Annotated in this window: 17 protein-coding genes; 11 read left to right on the top strand and 6 right to left on the bottom strand. The window is 52.8% G+C overall.

The genetic code is table 11. The features are described 5' to 3' along the window. Positions 1-49: 49 nt before the first annotated feature. Positions 50-427, bottom strand: a complete 378-nt coding sequence (locus ACYVJM_RS13450; RefSeq protein ID WP_461148761.1) for a hypothetical protein — start codon at positions 425-427, stop codon at positions 50-52. A gap of 75 nt (positions 428-502) precedes the next feature. Then, positions 503-1,030 carry a PAS domain-containing protein gene (locus ACYVJM_RS13445; RefSeq protein ID WP_461148760.1) on the bottom strand — a complete coding sequence of 176 codons (528 nt, stop codon included), beginning with the start codon at positions 1,028-1,030 and terminating at the stop codon, positions 503-505. Between the two features lie 288 nt (positions 1,031-1,318). Here ACYVJM_RS13445 and ACYVJM_RS13440 point away from each other — a divergent pair, with 288 nt between their 5' ends. Continuing rightward, positions 1,319-2,248 (top strand): cation diffusion facilitator family transporter, encoded by a 930-nt coding sequence (locus ACYVJM_RS13440; protein WP_461148759.1) that lies wholly within the window; start codon positions 1,319-1,321, stop codon positions 2,246-2,248. 55 nt (positions 2,249-2,303) lie between these two features. On the opposite strand, the gene ACYVJM_RS13435 is transcribed toward ACYVJM_RS13440, so the two are convergent. Together ACYVJM_RS13435 and ACYVJM_RS13430 are read right to left on the bottom strand one after the other, a co-directional pair. After that, positions 2,304-2,621, bottom strand: coding sequence for an antibiotic biosynthesis monooxygenase family protein (locus tag ACYVJM_RS13435; protein ID WP_461148758.1), 318 nt, complete (start codon positions 2,619-2,621; stop codon positions 2,304-2,306). Positions 2,622-2,855: 234 nt separating this feature from the next. Continuing rightward, the gene (locus ACYVJM_RS13430) at positions 2,856-3,311 is read right to left on the bottom strand and encodes a hypothetical protein (RefSeq protein ID WP_461148757.1); all 456 of its coding nucleotides are present in this window, start codon (positions 3,309-3,311) and stop codon (positions 2,856-2,858) included. Between the two features lie 27 nt (positions 3,312-3,338). Between ACYVJM_RS13430 and ACYVJM_RS13425 the strand changes: the two genes are divergently transcribed. The 5 genes from ACYVJM_RS13425 (at position 3,339) to ACYVJM_RS13405 (ending at position 8,726) form a co-directional block, all read left to right on the top strand. Next, entirely contained in the window at positions 3,339-5,198 is a 1,860-nt protein-coding gene (locus tag ACYVJM_RS13425) for a family 43 glycosylhydrolase (protein WP_461148756.1), read from the top strand. Positions 5,199-5,559: 361 nt separating this feature from the next. Then, positions 5,560-6,006 carry an IS200/IS605 family transposase gene (tnpA, locus tag ACYVJM_RS13420; RefSeq protein ID WP_461149222.1) on the top strand — a complete coding sequence of 149 codons (447 nt, stop codon included), beginning with the start codon at positions 5,560-5,562 and terminating at the stop codon, positions 6,004-6,006. A 193-nt stretch (positions 6,007-6,199) separates the two neighbouring features. Next, positions 6,200-6,709 (top strand): GNAT family N-acetyltransferase, encoded by a 510-nt coding sequence (locus ACYVJM_RS13415; RefSeq protein ID WP_461148755.1) that lies wholly within the window; start codon positions 6,200-6,202, stop codon positions 6,707-6,709. A 154-nt stretch (positions 6,710-6,863) separates the two neighbouring features. After that, on the top strand, positions 6,864-8,066 hold the full coding sequence (locus tag ACYVJM_RS13410) for an MFS transporter (protein ID WP_461148754.1): 1,203 nt from the start codon (positions 6,864-6,866) through the stop codon (positions 8,064-8,066). A 123-nt stretch (positions 8,067-8,189) separates the two neighbouring features. Continuing rightward, on the top strand, positions 8,190-8,726 hold the full coding sequence (locus ACYVJM_RS13405) for a hypothetical protein (RefSeq protein ID WP_461148753.1): 537 nt from the start codon (positions 8,190-8,192) through the stop codon (positions 8,724-8,726). Positions 8,727-8,750: 24 nt separating this feature from the next. On the opposite strand, the gene ACYVJM_RS13400 is transcribed toward ACYVJM_RS13405, so the two are convergent. Beyond that, entirely contained in the window at positions 8,751-12,329 is a 3,579-nt protein-coding gene (locus ACYVJM_RS13400) for a carboxypeptidase regulatory-like domain-containing protein (RefSeq protein ID WP_461148752.1), read from the bottom strand. A 64-nt stretch (positions 12,330-12,393) separates the two neighbouring features. Beyond that, entirely contained in the window at positions 12,394-12,693 is a 300-nt protein-coding gene (locus ACYVJM_RS13395; RefSeq protein WP_461148751.1) for a putative quinol monooxygenase, read from the bottom strand. A 177-nt stretch (positions 12,694-12,870) separates the two neighbouring features. Here ACYVJM_RS13395 and ACYVJM_RS13390 point away from each other — a divergent pair, with 177 nt between their 5' ends. The 5 genes from ACYVJM_RS13390 to ACYVJM_RS13370 all read left to right on the top strand — a co-directional run bounded on the left by ACYVJM_RS13390 (position 12,871) and on the right by ACYVJM_RS13370 (position 18,669). Beyond that, positions 12,871-13,266, top strand: a complete 396-nt coding sequence (locus ACYVJM_RS13390) for a GxxExxY protein (RefSeq protein ID WP_461148750.1) — start codon at positions 12,871-12,873, stop codon at positions 13,264-13,266. 137 nt (positions 13,267-13,403) lie between these two features. Next, positions 13,404-14,375, top strand: coding sequence for an aldo/keto reductase (locus ACYVJM_RS13385; RefSeq protein ID WP_461148749.1), 972 nt, complete (start codon positions 13,404-13,406; stop codon positions 14,373-14,375). Between the two features lie 86 nt (positions 14,376-14,461). Beyond that, positions 14,462-15,145 (top strand): response regulator transcription factor, encoded by a 684-nt coding sequence (locus ACYVJM_RS13380; RefSeq protein WP_461148748.1) that lies wholly within the window; start codon positions 14,462-14,464, stop codon positions 15,143-15,145. Continuing rightward, positions 15,142-16,422, top strand: coding sequence for a sensor histidine kinase (locus ACYVJM_RS13375; RefSeq protein WP_461148747.1), 1,281 nt, complete (start codon positions 15,142-15,144; stop codon positions 16,420-16,422). Before ACYVJM_RS13380 ends, ACYVJM_RS13375 begins: the two co-directional genes overlap by 4 nt. A 57-nt stretch (positions 16,423-16,479) precedes the next feature. After that, positions 16,480-18,669, top strand: coding sequence for a TonB-dependent receptor (locus ACYVJM_RS13370; RefSeq protein ID WP_461148746.1), 2,190 nt, complete (start codon positions 16,480-16,482; stop codon positions 18,667-18,669). The last annotated feature ends 36 nt before the right edge of the window (positions 18,670-18,705 follow it).

Below are 18,705 nucleotides of genomic sequence, written 5' to 3'. Positions count from 1 at the left end.
TGTTTTGAGTGACTCAAAACAGTAATCCACAAATCGCCGGGTGGCGTCTCTATACCTGAGGAGGTTGCAGCAGACCGATAACCGGGGCTGTATACGAAGGGAAACAGTAAGCAAAAAAAGCATCAGCAATTCGCCAGCTCAACGGCTGACCGAACTCGAACGACAGTCTGTCTTGGCAGAACAGTTGAAGAACGGGTGTGTTCTGAACCCGCTCGGTGGTTTCCTTATCCTGCCGATCCTGCTGGGCTTTTAATTGTTTGGCCAGATAGCACTGGCCATCGCAATGAAGCTGGGGCTTATCGCGATTCTCGCAGAGGACACGGGCAATGTAAGCTTTGTTGACATTGTAGTACGCAATAGTCCCCCACTGGCTGACGGTTGGTAGCAGCGTAGCAAGCAGGAGAATATAAATCAGCGCATTTTTCATGTCCTGCACAAAAGTAGAACACGATTAGCATGACTCCTGCATATCCGACACGAAAGTTTCTACCAAAAAAGTAGGCTATTGGTTGGTGACCAGCTCGTCCAGTTGCACTTCCTTCTCGAACGCGATGAAGTTGACAATTTCTTTCTGGTGATTGGCAATCGGGCGAATCACAACGTTACACCAGTAGGCCGTTTGATCTTTCCGGTAGTTGAGGAGTAATTCGCTCACTGTCCGTTTTTTCTGAATGGCTTTCCGCATGCGTTGCCGGGCCAGCAGCGAAGTACCTTCCCCCTGCAAAAAATGCGGTCGACGGCCTATCGTTTCCGGATTTGTATAGCCCGTCATTTTTTCAAACAGGGGATTTACATACTGTATAATCTGTTCGGCGTCTGTAACGACAATCGCCCATTCATCGCTCAGCAAATCGTGTCGGATGGGTGCCGTCAATACCCAGTCCTGCTTTTTCGCCAACAGTTGCCATCCAATATGACCGGTTTCCAGCGTAGGCCGTTGTCTGAACTCCCAACCTGCTAACAAAGGTGTTAGTAGAGACTGCCGGTAGTGGGCAGCAAGTTGTTCGTCGTAAGGTCCGCTAAAGTCCATGATGGTAGGTAAATTAAGTCTTCCAGGCTACTTGCCGGAAGGTAATTGGTAATCATACAGACTTTATAACTAAATCGTGCCCATTCCGGATAACCTTAAGTCTTTTTTTTTATCCGTTACTTATTATAAGGCAATACGCTACATTAATTTTTTGCATAAATGCATTTTTTAACATATATCTTTTTTGTGCTTTTGACGACCTGCTACCCGTTTATAGCGCAACCACCTCACGCTTAAATCAGTTGTTCTTTACAGACGCACCAAACCAACTTCGACGGCTACGAACGAATGGCACACGAGCACACACATGAAGACCACGCAGGGCATCACCACGGGCCTACTGTTCTCACTTCGGTAAACCGGGCACTAATCATTGGAGCAGTTCTGAACACGCTCTATGTAGTGGTCGAGTTCAGCATGGGGTTTTACTATAACTCGCTGGGTCTCATTGCCGACGCAGGTCATAATCTTAGCGACATTGCCGGTCTGCTGCTGTCCTTGCTGGCGTTCCGGCTGGCGCGCGTTCGCCAGACGCCAAGTTTTACGTACGGCTACCGGAAGAGTACCGTGCTGGCATCACTCACCAACGCTGTCATTCTGTTGATTACGATTGGGGCCATCTTATGGGAGAGTATTCAGCGCTTTCAACACCCCGAACCGGTAGCGGGTGGCCCGGTCGCGTGGGTTGCCGGGTTCGGCATTCTGGTGAACGCAGCATCGGCGCTGCTGTTTTTTCGCGATAAAGACCACGACTTGAATATTAAAGGGGCGTACCTGCATCTGGCCGCCGATGCACTGGTGTCACTCGGTGTTGTTGTGGCCGGTATCGTTATTAGTTATACCGGCTGGGTCTGGCTCGACCCCGTCATCGGACTGGTTGTAGCCGCCGTGATCCTTGGTTCGACCTGGCGCTTGCTGAACGATAGTCTACGGCTGTCGATGGACGGCGTCCCAACGGACATTAATCTCAACGACGTGCTCACCGACCTTCGGGCCGTAACGGGCGTACGGGATGTGCACCATGTACATATCTGGGCCATGAGCACGACCGAAAATGCTCTCACCGCCCACCTGGTGCTGGAACCCGGCCTCTCCGATCCGCAAATCACGGCGCTTAAAAACGATGCCCGACACCGGCTCGAACATCGAAAAATCAGCCACGCCACGCTGGAAACCGAAACGACAACCAAAGACGAATGTCAGGCTGAAGTCTGTTAACAAAGACGATTTACCGGATTACAGGTAAACGCTGAGGTTAAGCGAGAGTAAGGTCTCACAACTCGAAGCCATAGTCGCGCTCTACTTTGCAGACCCGGACTTTATAGCTTTCATACCAGCGTTGGCGACCTATCTGCTGGGCTATCTGGTGTTCGGCTTTTTCTTTCCAAGCCCGGATAGACTCCGGCGTTTCCCAATACGATACGGTAATGCCAATTTCCACACGAGCCGATTCGACACCGAGAAAACCCGGCTGTTCATGCGCCAGCTCGACCATACGCGTAGCCATGTCGCTATAACCGTCATTGAAATCGGTACGGACAGAGGTGAAAATTACGGCGTAGTAAGGTGGTAGCGGAGTTGCAGCAATCATGAGGAAAGATACAGAAATTGGCTCAATCGCTATCCGTACTCATGACAATTTAACGTCACGGCACCCGACTTATATACCAACGGGCTTTAACGAAGTGGGAAACGGAAAGCCCGTACCCACTTCGTTAAAGCCCGTTGGCATTTGCCTGTGCTTACCTGGTGGCCCGAGAAGCTGGCAGCAGGCAAACCTTACTGAATGAACGATGATCGTAAAGCCGGTAGGGCTTTTACGCTATCAATAACGTTTAAGCAGCGAGAAGACACCCGCCGTTACCAGCCCACCTACCAGATACCAGCCCACAGTCATGGCGGCAGTTGCTGTGGTACGGCTGCTGGGTGCGGTTCCCAACCCCATAGGACCGGGGAGGGCTACTGCGCCAACGCCCGCAGCGACACCCAAAGCCGCTCCGGTGAGCAGGGCATCCTTGGGCTTGGCCAGCCCGATCAGGCTATAATATATAGCGTTGGAAACAATATCGCCACCCAGCGCCCAGTCGTGAAGTTCATCGTCGGCGGGGGGGTCTTCGTCGGCACTTTCCATTACTTTTTTAATAGCCCGCATCCCCAGAATATCGGCGCGGGGTGCTTGGGGAACGAACTGGCGAACCGTTTCGTGGAGGGCCGTTAGGGCACAGGCACCGGCGAGTCCGCTGCCCAGCGATTGCAGGAGAGTTTTGTTTATATCAGTCATAGGTGCTTAACTTGTGAGCCTGTCCAAATGTTAAATACCGGTATTAAACCTAACAACGCCGTGCGTCTCCTGACCTTATCCTTACTCATAACCGGCTCTTTAGTTGGCGGTTACGCTCCAGCCATAGCTCAGCAAAAGCCGAAGTTGACTTATTGTAATCCGATGGACATCAGCTATCGGTATAACTTCGAGCAGTTGAACGAGAAGATTTCCTACCGGTCCGGGGCCGACCCCGTTATCATCAACCATAAGAAAGAATACTACCTGTTCGTCACGATTCAGGGCGGCTGGTGGCACTCGAAAGATATGGTCAACTGGCAGTATATCGTGCCCGACAAGTGGCCCATGGAAGATATGTGCGCTCCGGCAGCCCTTTCTGTTCGCGATACGCTGTACCTGTTTCAGTCGACCTTTGAGCAGCGCCCTATTTTTTACTCCACCGAACCGGAAAAAGGGAAACTCAAATTTTTTAACCGCTGGTTGCCTCGTCTACCCAAAGACATTGGCCCATGGGACCCGGCACTCTTCCACGACGACGATACCGACAAATGGTATATGTACTGGGGCTCCTCGAACGTGTATCCGCTGTTTGGTGCTGAACTGGACAAAAGCCGAAACCTGACCTATGCGGGTACTAATCCGGCCGCTTCCTACAAAGCCATGTTCTGGCTCGATCCCTACAAGCACGGCTGGGAGCGTTTCGGCCCGAACCACTCCGACCCCTTCAAACCGTTCACGGAAGGGGCCTGGATGACCAAACACAACGGCAAATACTACCTGCAATACGGTGCGCCCGGTACGGAATACAATGTCTATGGTAATGGCACCTACGTAGGTAAAGATCCGCTGGGGCCTTTCGAGTACGCGCCTTACAATCCAGTAGCGTACAAGCCAGGGGGCTTTGCCACGGGCTGCGGCCACGGCAACACCTTTCAGGATAACTTTGGCAACTACTGGAATACGGGCACCACCTGGATTGGCTATAACTGGGGAATGGAGCGTCGGATTGTGATGAATCCTGCTGGTTTCGACAAAGACGACCAGATGTTTGCCAATACCCGTTTCGGCGATTTTCCGCATTACCTGCCCGACAAGAGTGTTTCTACCCAGAACGGCCTGAACACTGACGAACTGTTCACGGGCTGGATGCTCCTCTCCTACCGCAAACCAGTCGTGGCTTCATCGACACTCAGAGCTGCACCAACCGACACCTTATCGGCAGACAGAACCACCGATGAAAATCCGCGCACCTTCTGGGTAGCCGGTCAGAACAAACCCGGCGAAACCCTCACCCTCGATTTGGGCACCGAGCGGGACGTGCGGGCGGTGCAGGTGGATTACATCGACTATAAACAAACCATTTACGACTCCGACTCGACGGTGTACACCCAATTCAAAATCCTGACATCTACGGATAACAAGAAATGGACTGTGGTGGCTGACTTAACAAAAGAGCCCAAACGTGACCGCGCCTGTGCCTATGTGCCGTTGGACAAACCCGCCCGGGCACGCTATGTGCGGTATGAGCACGTGTATGTTGCGGGGTCGCATCTGGCTATCAACGCCTTCCGGGTATTTGGCAACGGGCTGGGGAAAGTGCCCGCTACCCCCGCCACCCTCACGGCCAAACGGCAGAAAGACCAGCGCAACGCCAACCTTTCGTGGAGCAAAGTGCCCGGAGCCGTGGGGTACAACATCCGCTGGGGTATTGCGCCCGACAAACTGTATCAGAACTACCAGTTCTGGAATGACGAACCCAACACCTTCGAACTCCGCGCTCTGAACGTCGACGTTCCGTATTACTTCGCCATCGAAGCGTTCGACGAAAATGGCGTATCGGTACTGAGCAAGGTAGTCAGTGACGGATCTGGGCTGAGTAAGCCGTAGCGCATATGCCCGCTGTACAGACTGGCGACACCGGCCCCAGACTACACCATCTCCCCAGACTACACCATCTCCCCAGGCTACACCTGGGGTTATCCACAGTCAACACCTTCGGCGTTGAGCGTCCACAACGCCGAAGGTGTTGACTGTGGATAACCCCGTACGCAGTGCGGGGGTACGCAGTGCGGGGGTACGCAGTGCGGGGGTACGCAGTGCGGGGTACGCAGTGCGGGACACACACCTAGGGACATACACTGCGGGGCTAGGATCCGAACAGGACCGTCCAACTACATGCACCCACAATAGATATACCTAAATAAAAAATCAATTTACTAAAACCCTATTTATGCCTACCTTACAGGCTATGAGCTATCGACAGATTCTTTACCATATCGTTTTCGGAACAAAATATCGAAACCCTACAATAGACAATGCCCATTGTGAAGACCTCTATCAATACATTTGGGGCGTCATAAAAAACAAGAAAGGTAACCTGTTTCGAATAAACGGTGTAGAAGATCACATCCATATTCTAAGTGATTTGCATCCGTCGGTGGCCTTAGCCGATTTCGTTAAAGACATTAAAGTATCCAGTTCACTCTGGATGAAAGCGAGCGGTCTATTCCCTGATTTCGAAGGGTGGGCTGAAGGCTATGGTGCCTTTACCTACTCGATCAAAGAGCGCGACCGTGTCATCAATTACATCAAAAAGCAGAAAGAGCACCACAGAAAAGTCACCTTCAACGATGAATATAAAGCCTTACTCGATGAACACGGTGTACCCTACGACGAAAAATACCTATTCACCTAACAACGCCGAAGGTGTTGACTGTGAATAACCGTATGCGCAGCGTACGGAGATGCGCAGCGTACGGAGATGCGCAGCGTACGGAGATGCGTGGCCGATAGACATGCTCAGACTACAGATATAAGCCCGCCCTAACCATATACAGCACAATACAAACCCCCAGAATCACAACACATACTCCCTTACCGATCATACCATGACCATTACCTTCCGAAACAACCAGCCCGAGCTTGCCCTGACTATCCTCCGGGAAGTGGGTCAGTGGCTCGCTGACAACGACCGCGAACTCTGGAAAGTCGATACCCTCACGGCCGACAATCTGCTTGACGAACACACAAAGGACAACCTCTTTGTACTGTACGCCGACCGTGAAGAGGGGGCCGGCCCCGAACCGGCTGCGGTCTTTATCCTACAATGGACCGACCCGCTCTACTGGCCCGATGTACCGCCCAACACCTCGGGATTCATCCACAAACTGGCCATCCGCCGACCATTCAACGGGCAAAACCTGTTTGCCGCTATCATCGACTTCTGCCGGGAGGAGTGCCTGAAACGCGGCATCAAAACGCTGCAACTCGAAACCGATGCCTCAAGGCCCAAACTGATGCAGTTTTATGAACGCTATGGTTTTACGCCCACGTACCAGCGGGAGATGGAGGAGTTTGGGCAGTCGTTTACCAGCCAGTTTTATGTCATGACGTTTTAAACGCCCCTTGCGTTTTCTACCCAAATGTTCCTCCTCTCCGTCCTACTGGATAGCTTATCGTTTTTGTCCTTAGGAGCTATAATTATTCCATAACACGAACAAGGTGTATGAACGCATGGTAGGGTAACTTTGTACCCTATCGAAACCCTATCTTGTGGCCAACCGTCAACTGCTTCATATTTACGCCATCATTTTTATTGATGTCATTGTCGGTTCGGCAGTTGGGCCTATTCTGCCGGAATTTGTTAAAGGGCTCGAACGGCCCCAACTGTGGCTTGCTGTTGGTACGGCGCTGTTCCTGGGTATGCAACTATTTTCGGCTCCGCTGCTGGGCAAACTCTCCGACGGGTACGGCCGCCGACCGATTTTCATTGTTTCCGCCATTGGTACCTTTCTGGCCGACTGCCTGCTGCTGCCGGTTCGCGTCGGGTATTACTTTGCCAATCGGGTGAGCGATGGCACCACGAACGGGATGTATGCCACGGTGCGGTCAGCGATTACGGATATTTCTCCCAAAGAAAATCTGTTTAAGAATCTGGGCATCGAAGGGGCGATTATATCGTTGGGGTTCGTGATCGGTCCGGCGGTATCGGGCTTGTTACTGACGACCTTCGACGTTGTGCAGGGCGATCAGGCGCGGGTGGTGGCCATTATGGCGGTAACCCTGTCGAGTGTGAACATGATCCTGAGCTGGACACTGCGCGAAACCCACCCGAACCCGCCGGGCATTACCACAGCCGCCCTGAAAACAGAACTGGCCAACTCACTCGACGTACATACCCTCTGGACGCGCCTTTTAGCCAAAGACCGGCAATATAAAGGCCTGAAAATACTGGTATTGATGCAGCTGGCGCTAACATTCAGCACGGGCTACTATTTTTACTTTGTCACCTTCGCCAGCTTCGGAGCCTTGCAAATGGACGCCAAAGCCATTTCGTATTTTTTCATGTATTTCGGCGGGCTGAGTGTGGTGATCAGCTACGTCTTTTACGGCTACATCGCCGACCGCATCAACCAGCGACGGGGTATTTTCTGGCTCGCGCTGCTGGGGGCACCCATACTTGGCGGCTATGGACTTGTCGGAACATCAGTCCTGTGGCTGTATATTCTTGTCACGATCGACTGTCTGACGTTATCGCTCATTCAGGGACTTATCGAAGGCTTGATGGCCCAATTGACATCGGACGAAGACCGGGGCGAAATTTTCGGTATCAACCAGGCTTTACAGGGCGTAGCCAGTTTTGTGACCACCGTTGTCTTTGGCGGTTTATCGCTGATCGACTTACGATTACCCTTCGCCTGGTTCGGCGCTTGCCTGGCCGTAGTGGCATGGCTGGCCTGGAAACGAAAGAGCTGACGGGGAAGCTGGCGCGAGCATTGGCTCGTGCCTTTTCATGAGGTCAGTATTCACTGACGCAAGCGAATGATTGCTAAATAAACAGGCACGAGTAAATACTCGCGCCAGCGTACTCCTTAGTATATGCGCCCCACTTCACCGGTCATATTCCTCATTATCGTATGCCTGACAGGTTGCCAGCAACCTACTGCGCAACCGGAGCCTATACAATACAGCGTCCCGGCCGATGTGGAGCCATTTGTTCAGTCGTTTCGAGATGAAGCCCGCAAGCGAAACATATCGGTTTCGACAGATAACCTGATTATTACGTTTGGAACAGCACTCGGCGAAGACATATGCGGTGAGTGTTTACTGGAAAGTGGCAAAACACCGCGCATTACGCTGAATAACGATGATTTTTGCTGGCAGCGGGCCAGTCAGCCAGAACGGGAGTGCCTGGTGTTCCATGAACTCGCTCACTGCCTGCTGAAGCGGGGTCATAAAACCGATAAGTTTCCCATCGGCGCATTTGCCAGCATCATGAACCCTAATAATGTGGCCATCTATGCGACTTGCCAGTATCCGATTGGCGGTGATGAATGCGACAAGCGCCCACGCAGAGTGTACTACATCGACGAGCTTTTCGATGCGAACACACCAGCCCCCACTTGGGCTAACTAAATGAAGAGGAATTACAAACGGGCGCTACTGGACACGAATATGCTGTACGCCCACTACCGGTCGTCCGTCGGCCGTGACGCCCTGTATCACTACGCGCAGTGTCCGCACTACATCGGATAGCGGAAAGACCAGTTGGCTGTGACCCTGGCCGTCGGTTTGCATGACCGGCTTCCAGTACAACACATCTCGCCGGTCGATACGCTCCGACACTTCCGGTTGTCCTTCGCCGGGTCGGTCGGTAGCAGCCGTTTCGTAACGAGGTACGTAAAACTCCCGCTGAACGGATGGGAAGCCAATGACTTCTAACGGCTTCGTACCCGCTTTTTCATCATCGGCGGCCGACTGCCCCGGCCGGAAACGTCTGGAATAGAAAGCAATGACTCCATTGCCGCCCCGAACGCCATAAATACCCGCTGTACCCCCATTTTTCAGTACTTCGATCCGCTCAATATCGGCGGGATTGAAGGAGAGGAGTGCGGTGCCGTCAGCATCATCAATGGGCATGCCATCCATCAGAAATAACGGCTGCGTACTGCTCTTGAGGCTGCCGATTCCTCGTATGATGACCTGATAGGAACCTGTAAGCGACGTCGTTGACTGGGCTACCGTAACCCCCGCCACCCGGCCTCGTATCATTTCGTAAAGGTTGAAAAACCGGGGTGACTTATCATCGAAAAGAAGTACCGCATCGGCTTCTTTGTGCAGGCTGGACCGTTGAATATCCTCCGGACGATCATCGGTTCGTCGGCCCCGAACAGTCACCTCTTTCAGTAGTTTTACTCGTTTATCCCGGTAAAGTTCTGCATCTCCTTCCTGACGGGTACGAGCCGCATCCAGTTGCGCCCGCAGGCTCACCCAATCCGGTAACGCTCGTGCTGTATCCGGCAGCCAACCCATTCCAGGGCCTTCCAGAACCAGGTGGGCGTCTCTACCGGGAATAGTTTTCAACTGACGATCGGCGATCTGAGCTATTAGCTTAAGCGTATCGGCAATGGAGAAACCGGCCAGCCGAAACCGACCCCGCCCGTCGGCCCCCGCCGACCGGACAAACGACTGCCCCGCAGCAGTAGAGGCCAGAATAACCTGTGCGCCCGGCATAGGCTGGTTTCTGGCGTTGAGCACCCGCCCCATCACAGAGACGCCCCCAAGCAATTCGGTAGATGGTGTACCGCTTACGCGTCGCCAGCCCTGGGTCAACAGCAGATCATCGAGCGCCCGACGGGTTGCGGGAGCGTTGTCGGTAACGTACCGATTAGGTTGTTCAACGCGTCCGCGCAGTTCGCCGGTGAGGAGCAAGTGGGTACGGATGGTTGCCTCTGCGGAATCGTCCGGCACCTGTCCAATGTCGGTGATAGAAGCCGACAATCCGGCCACAGTGGGCAAGCCATCATCATTCAGGTTAACACTCATGATCACCTTCTCACGCGGTTGGTAGCGTGTTTTGTTGATCCCCACAATTACTTTGATAGGCGGCACACGCTCGGGCAAGAACACCAGCCGTTCGGCCTGTGGGCGCGCGGTGGCATCGTAAAGGGTAATCTGATTGAGGCCCGACGGCAGCGACGCGCTCGGCAGACTTACCCGCGCTACGCCGTTTTCGAGCAGCACTTTCCGCTGCTCCACCAATCGGCCCTGTTGCTGAATCAACACATAAACCGAGTCTTTTGCCGGGCGGCTGGTCCCGAGGACCGTGATTGCCAGCCGACTTGTATCGCTAACCACATCAGCTGCCAGCATCAATCCCTCCAGCTCTGCGGCAGGAAGTGGAACCAGTTGCTGCTGCCCCTTGTGCTGCACTTCGGCATAATATTTACGGCCCTTTTGGGGTGTTACAACCACGCTGCTCATACCCAACGCGCTGGTCGCAAACCGGCTAATTTCCGTCCCTTCCTCGTTTACGATCCGGCCCGGCAGCGATAGCCCGTGTCCATTAGGCTGAACAATTTTGATTCCCAGTCGGGTGGGCAACCCCACCAGCCAGCGCCCACCTTCCGGTAACACCTGAATATCAATTGACTGTAGCGATGTATCGACTGGGCTGGATTTACGCATTGTACCCGTTCCCTGAAGAATATTATACACGGCAATCGACCGGTCAAAAGCAGGTCGGTGCTGGCCGTCATCTTCATCCGTGTAGGCCCTCAACCGGTACGTTCCCGACGCCAGCGAGTCCGACAACCGGAAATTACCAACAGCCCGACCATCCTCCACCTTCAGCCATTGGTGCTGAATAAGTTTACCAGAGGCCGTCAGCAAGTCGGCATGAACCGCCGTCTCGCCCAGCGGACGGCGGTTAGTGCCCGCATCGAGCAGGTACGCGCTCAGCCAGACGCGGTCGCCGGTAGCGTAGAGGGGCTTGTCGGTATGTACAAATACAACCGGGGCCAGTGCCTGAAACCGGTCGTTGAAGGCGGTTGCAATCCGATTCATCCGGGCATCGGGCGGCATCAGCTTCCCCTGCATAGCAACGGGAACGTTGGTCTTCACAGACTCGGCATCGGCCGAATTAGGAGACCAGTCGGCAGGAAGCATGGTCGATACACGATCGTCGGCCAGCGATCCCTGAATTTCGACACCAAAGGGCAGCGTAACCGTTCCGTCCACCGTCATTTCGAGCTGTCCGGCGGGTAGCGTGATTTGCGTGTAGGCATAACGCGCATCGAAATAGGGGGAGTAGTTCGACTGGGCATTGGTGTAAAATACCACCAGCGGCCTGACTGACACCAGACGTCGTTCACTGGGTAATCGCCCCGGCTGAATCAGTTCTTTAATGCGTAGTGGTTTCAACCGACCGTTTACGGAGCCGTACAAGGTCGTTCGGTTCTCCCGGGTTTTGGCGATGGGTACCAGTTGATCTTCCTGATACACCAGAAAGCCTTCTTTCTCGTAGGTGCTGTCGATCAGGCTAGCCATCAAATGCCGGGTAGAGCCCTGGTAAGCCCGCATCCGGTTGCGCTGAAACCGGTTCGCCTGTCGCTCGTCGGCTGGTTTGAGTTCTTCAAACCGGGTAGCTCCGGCATAATACACTTTCTGCGAGGTACCGTCAAAATACAGCAGGTCGTACCAGATTTTATACCCCAGCGCCTGATTTTCAATAATGAGGGGTTCGCTGGCGGTGGCTTTCAGGTGGCTGTCTTCTTCGTGAAAGCTCAGGGCATCGACGTTTAGTATCTGGCACTGACCGCCAAAGGGCTCACCCAACAGTTGCCGTTTAAACTGCCGCAGGTGCTGCTGCCATTTTTTAGGATTCCCCCGAACCGTAACGGTGGCCAAGGTTTGATCGCTGGGTTTAAGCCGGAAACTGACTCTATTATCGGGGCTATTGTCAATCCGAAACGTACGTCGGCTGGGCTGGTAACCGATAAAGGACGCGACGACTTCGACCGTCCCCAGCGGCACGCCCGTTAGTGAATAATACCCTTGTTCATTCGTGGTTGTACCACGGGTGCTGCCATTGAGGTAAACGTTGGCGAACGGCATGGGCTTACCGGTACTGGCATCGGTTACATAGCCCGTAAGTACAGTGGTTTGCGCATACGTGATCGTCGCCAGCCAGGTCAGCAGACAGGTAGTCAACCAAACGAAAGAAAGCTGACGATTCATGTATGGTAAAGGATTGATCGGTTCGTGTGCAGAAGGCACAATCTAAGCGATTTTACTCACTGAATCAACCGGTTATCTCTTCCAGCTTTTCGCCCGAAAACGCCATCGCTCGTTCGGTAAACAGCACTTTGGTTGCGGCCCATGTTGTGCGAAACAACTCACTTTGCCGATAGGCTTCCAGAGCCTCGGCCGACTCCCACAGGCTGTAGGTTATCCGCACGTTTGGCTGATCGGCATCGCGCAGGAGTTCGAGGTGGTGGTTTCCGGGGAAAGCTCGAATGTGGTGCTTGGATCGGTCAAAAATGGTGTGAAAGTCAAGCAGCTTATCTTCCTGAAACGTCATGCGAACAATGCGAACGAGCATAAATCTATGGTTTGAATACAAAGGTTCTTATTTACCAGTCTTTAGTAATTTCTGTACCTCTGTAACGTCTAACTACTCGCCATAAATTTATTGAACACAGAGAAAAGAAAAACGCCGGGCTCTCCGCGGCTCTGTGTTCAATTTTAATGTCTATGAAGTCAGGAAACTACCGTACCGATGAATGAGCCTGCTTATACTACATTGATTACCAGAATCATTGGTGCTTGTATCGAAGTACATAGTGAACGTGGGCCAGAACCTGCGGAAAGCGTTCATGAAGAATGTCCCATATACGAATTACGTAGCACGGGGCTATTTGTTGAACGACAGGTAGAAATTCCAGTTGTTTATGAGGGCAGGGAAACGAATAAAACATTCTTTATGGATTTAGTTGTTGAAGATGTAATCGTTCTTGAGTTAAAAGCGGTTGAAAAGCTATTACCTCTTCATGAAGTACAAACCGTTACCTATCTGCGTTTGGCAGACAAGAGATTAGGGTTACTTATTAATTTCAATGTACCGGTACTACGAGAAGGGATACGCCGAAAAATTAATGGCAACTTAAACCCGTAAAAACAGATTAGCCATAAATTGGCGCGCCAGTGGGGTATACAGACGCTGAAACTCCTTTTATAATGCGGAGGTCCTGGCGCCAAAACCCCGGACCATCGCTACGGCCTAACGCCCTTTGTTTAAACAAAACCCTTATTATGAAGTATCGCACATTTGGCCGGACAGGCTGGAACATCTCTGAAATCGGCTATGGCATGTGGGGCCTGGCTGGCTGGACCGGGTCCGATAAAGAAGAAGTACTACGCGCACTCCAGCGCTCCGTAGAACTGGGCTGCAACTTCTTCGATACCGCCTGGGCTTATGCCGATGGCGTTAGTGAAGAGATCCTCAACCAACTGCTAAAAAACAACCCCGACAAGCGATTGTACGGAGCAACCAAAATTCCACCTAAAAACCGGCAGTGGCCCTCCAAAGCAGGTTCCAAACTGGAAGACGTTTTCCCGGCCGATTACATCGTTGAATACACCGAAAAAAGCCTGAAGAACCTCGGCGTAGACACCATCGACCTCCAGCAGTTTCACGTCTGGGAAGATAGCTGGGCCGATCAGGACGAATGGAAAGAAGCCATTATGAAGCTCAGTGAACAGGGTAAAGTGCGGGCGTGGGGCCTGTCGGTGAACCGGTGGGAGCCAGACAACAGCCTCAACACCATTCGTACAGGACTGATCGACGCCGTGCAGGTCATTTACAACATCTTCGACCAGAATCCGGAAGACAATCTGTTTCCGCTCTGCCGCGAGATGAACGTGGGCATCATTGCCCGTGTACCCTTCGACGAAGGTACATTGACGGGAACCTTCACCAAAGAAACGACCTTCCCGGCCAACGACTGGCGGTCGACGTACTTCGTTCCCGAAAACCTCAATAGCAGTGTCGACCATGCCGATGCCCTGAAGCCGCTCCTTTCGGACGGTATGACCATGCCCGAAATGGCCCTCCGCTTCATTCTGAGCAATCTGGATGTGCATACGACCATTCCGGGAATGCGCCAGATCCGCAATGTAGAAGCCAACACCGCCGTGAGCGACAAAGGCCCGCTATCGCCCGAGTTGTTGCAGGAATTAAAAGGCCACCGTTGGGACCGAACACCAACCGAGTGGAGTCAATAAAGAGGTAAATGAATCCTGTAGAATGTAAAATGCAGAATGAACAGCATCCTGTTTTACATTCTACAGGATTCATTATCCATTTTGGAATGAAAATTCTCCTGATCGAAGACGAGCCTGCTTTACAAACGGCGGTGCAACATTATCTGGAAAGTGAAGGATACGCCGTCACGACGGTCGGTACGCATGCGCAGGCCGCCGAAAAAATAAATGATTACGATTACGATTGCGTAGTGGTCGACCTGATGCTGCCCGACGGCAACGGGCTCGATCTGGTCAGAGCGATTAAAAAGCGGGAATCGACGGCGGGTATCATCGTCGTAACGGCAAAAGACGCCCTCGCCGACAAACTCACCGGTCTGGATGCCGGCGCCGACGACTACCTGACCAAACCCTTTCACCTGCCCGAACTCAACGCCCGGTTGCGTTCGGTGCTGCGCAGACGCCTGTTTAACGGGCAGTCACAGGTAATTGCCGGAGTGCTCACCCTTTGGCCCGATCAGCAACGGGTAACGATTGAGGGAATCGACATTAAACTAACGGGCAAAGAATACGAGTTGCTCTTGTTTTTGGTTACCAATGCCAATCGGCTGCTATCTAAATCGGCCATTGCCGAGCACGTGTGGGGCGATGCCATGGATGCCGCCGACTCGCACGAGTTCCTGTATACGCACGTCAAAAACCTGCGCCGTAAGCTCATAACGGCCGGATGCCCCGATTACATTCAAACCCGATACGGAGCTGGTTATATTTTTTCGACCCGACTGCCATGAGCCTGCTTAGCCAGACAGCCCGCTATTTAATTAGTACGGCCTTTGCCATTGCCCTGGTGGGGTCTGTAGGCTTTTATACGCTTATCCATCGGAAGATCCGTCACGAAGTCGATGAAATTCTAATGACGCAGGTCAACCAGACGATTCATAAGCTGCGTCATCAGCCAACGTCAACACTAACCGACTATGATAATAACCCGCGCATTTACCGGGTAAATACCCCCTTAAAGCCCACCTTTACAGACATAACCGTACCTGACTCGCTGAATCATAATGAACCTATTCCGATTCGGCAGCTCCAGCAAACAGTTCTGATACAGAAGCAATTGTATCTGATCACTATTCAGCAGCCCTACTATGAATTCAACGAGCTATCGCGCGAAATCTCGGTAGGCGTTATCGTCGGTTTTTTACTGCTGATGGGCTTGTCCGTCACGATCGGGGTCGGCTTATCAAGCCGCTTGTGGCATCCATTTTACGCCACCATCAACCAACTTGGTGCCGTTCGGCTCGATACCGGCAGCGAACCGGTATTTCCCGACAGTAATATTCGGGAATTCGGGCTCCTCAACCGTTCGCTGAGGGAACTGACGCAGAAACTGCGCCGTCAGTTTTCCCTTCAAAAACAGTTTACCGAGAATGCCTCACACGAATTACAAACCCCATTGGCGGTTGCATCGGCCGAGCTGGACTTCCTCCTTCAGTCCGATCACCTGACGGAAGCCGACTACCATCACCTGCAACGCGCCACCGACGCACTGGGACGGCTGAGCCAGCTCACTCGTTCATTACTCTTACTCGCGCAGGTAGAAAACAACCAGTTTAACAACGACGAATCGGTTGACATGAGCAAGTTGCTGACCCAATGTGCGGATGAGTACGAGCCATTTTTTGAACACCGGCAATTGGTGGTTGAACGAGCCATCGCTCCCGCGATCACGCTGCATATGAACCGACAACTGGCACGCGTCCTACTCACAAATCTCCTGAAGAACGCCGTGCGGCACAGCGGAGGCACTGATGCGAAACGGAAAAGTGTGGTCCGGATAGAGTTGACGACCCATTCGCTAAACATCACAAACACCGGCGAGACGTTACCCTTTCCCGAGCATCAGTTATTCGACCGGTTCGTCAAAAATCCGACCCGGCCCGATTCCACGGGATTGGGTCTGGCGCTGGTCAAACAAATTTGCGACCGCTATGGCCTGCCATTAGCTTATACTTACGATAAAGACAGACGGGAACATTCCTTTCGGATAGAATTGCCAATCCGGTAAGCTTTCTTCAAATTCTCTTCATAATTCCCTCCGAAACTTGCGGTCAAATTCACTGCAATGAACTATCTCTTCTCCATTGGATTACTACTTTTTAGTACCCTTGCTTCCTTCGGACAAACCAGTCTTTTGATTCGAGTTGAAGATAGCCTGACTCATGCCCCCGTTATTGCGGCTACGGTTCGTACACCCGGAAAGCCCGTAATCGGCAACGTCACCGATGCGAATGGCATAACCCGGCTCAGCAATTTACCAGCCGGGATAAAAACACTGACCGTGAGCGCCATCGGCTATGAAACCGAATCGTTCTCCATCAATACAGCTTCCGATACACTGGTTTTCCGACTTCATAGCCAGGATGAATCCCTCGATGAAGTGACCGTAACCGCTACTCGAACCAACTCCCGAATCGACGATTTACCCATCAAGGTAGAAGTGCTGGGGCAGGAGGACATGGACGAAGAAAGCGCGGTCGTGCCGGGCAACGTGAGCAGCATTCTGGGCGATATTTCCATTATCCACATCCAGCGAACATCGGCCGTCAACGGCAACCAGGCCATTCGGATGCAGGGGCTCGACCCGAAATACACGCAGATTCTGCGCGACGGCCTACCGCTCTACGAAGGCTTTTCGGGCAACCTCGGCGTCTTGCAGATTCCACCCCTGGACTTGAAACAGGTGGAGGTAGTAAAAGGCTCCGTGTCGACGCTGTATGGTGGCGGGGCCATTGGGGGCATGATCAACATCGTCTCCAAATCACCTACGTCCGACAAACCCACGTTTACGGCCCTGATCAACCGGTCGGGCTTGAAAGAAAGTAACAGCAACGCCTACTATTCGCAACGCTACGGCAAAACCGGACTGACGCTGTTTGCAGGTTACACCAACCAGCAAGCCGTTGACGTAACGGGCGATGGCTACACAGACAGCCCGGAAATAAAGCAGGTCAATTTTCACCCAAAGTTCTTCTACAACCCTACCGATCATACCCGGATGAACATCGGGTATTCGTTCACCGACGAACACCGTGAGGGGGGGTATTTGGCCGCGCTGGAAGGTACTCAACTAAATGCCTACCGCAACATCACCGACCTGCGACGGCATACGGTCGATTTTGACGCCAGCCACAACACGTCCGAAACCAACGCCATCACACTCAAAGGTGCCCTGAGTACGTTCCATCGGCAAAACACGGATTACCAGAAGCTTTCCGACGGAAAACAGTCGTCACTCTATCTGGAAGGCAACAACCTGAAGCGATTCGGTAAACACCAGCTCATCGTTGGCGCGAACCTAACCGTTGAGGCTTTCCGCAAAAATCCGGACAGTACCCGGCTGGTCGATTATACGTACCAGACCATCGGCGGGTTCGTGCAGGACGACTGGCAGGTGGGCTCAACAGTAGCGGTACAGGCGGGCCTTCGGCTGGATCATCACAACACGTTCGGTAACTTCCTGCTGCCCCGCCTTTCGGTTAAGCTGAAACCATCGGAGCCATGGACAGTCCGACTGAGCGTTGGCACTGGGTATAAAACGCCCAATCTGTTTGTCAACCAGACGCCCGGCGCATTGAATGTCAGCCTGATTTTTCCGCGCCTGCTGCCCATCGATGTGGCCAATGTGAAAGCCGAGCGGTCGGTGGGGGCAAATATGGATATTGCGTATTTAAGAACCTTCGAGAGCGGGCTATCGGTGCAGGTCGACCAGGCGTTTTACTATACCTATGTCAACTCGCCGGTGGTATCGGCCTTCGCCAGCACATCGAGTAATCTGGGAGCTTATACGCAGCTGATCAACGCACCTTATAACCTGCTTAGCCTGGGCACCGACACCTATGTACGGCTGGAGTACAAAGATTATGAACTCTATCTGGGCTACAACCACACCCTCTCCCGGCGGGATGGACTAGCTGACAACACCTACCTGCCGCTGGCTCCTCAGGACAAATTTTCGACCACGGTTGCCTGGGAGCCGGAGCATTTTCGGTTCGGCATAGAAGCGGCTTACGTAGGTTCGCAGTATCTCTATAACAACCAGAAAGTATCGAATTACTGGTTCTTTGCGGGAGCCGCCGAATACCATTACAACGAACACTGGCGACTCGTGCTGAACGCCGAAAACCTCTTCAATATCAAACAGGCCAATTACGAAACCGTCGTCAGCGGCCCCGTTACCCAGCCCACGTTCCGCCCGGTATGGGCACCACTCGAAGGGCGAATCGTGAATCTGGCCTTGAAGTATACGTTGTAATTTTTACGCTGGCGCGGGCATTTGCCTGTGCGTTTT

The organism is Spirosoma pulveris, assembly GCF_054781875.1.
The sequence above is the reverse complement of the archived record's forward strand: the minus strand, read 5'-3'. Positions and strand labels throughout refer to the sequence as shown.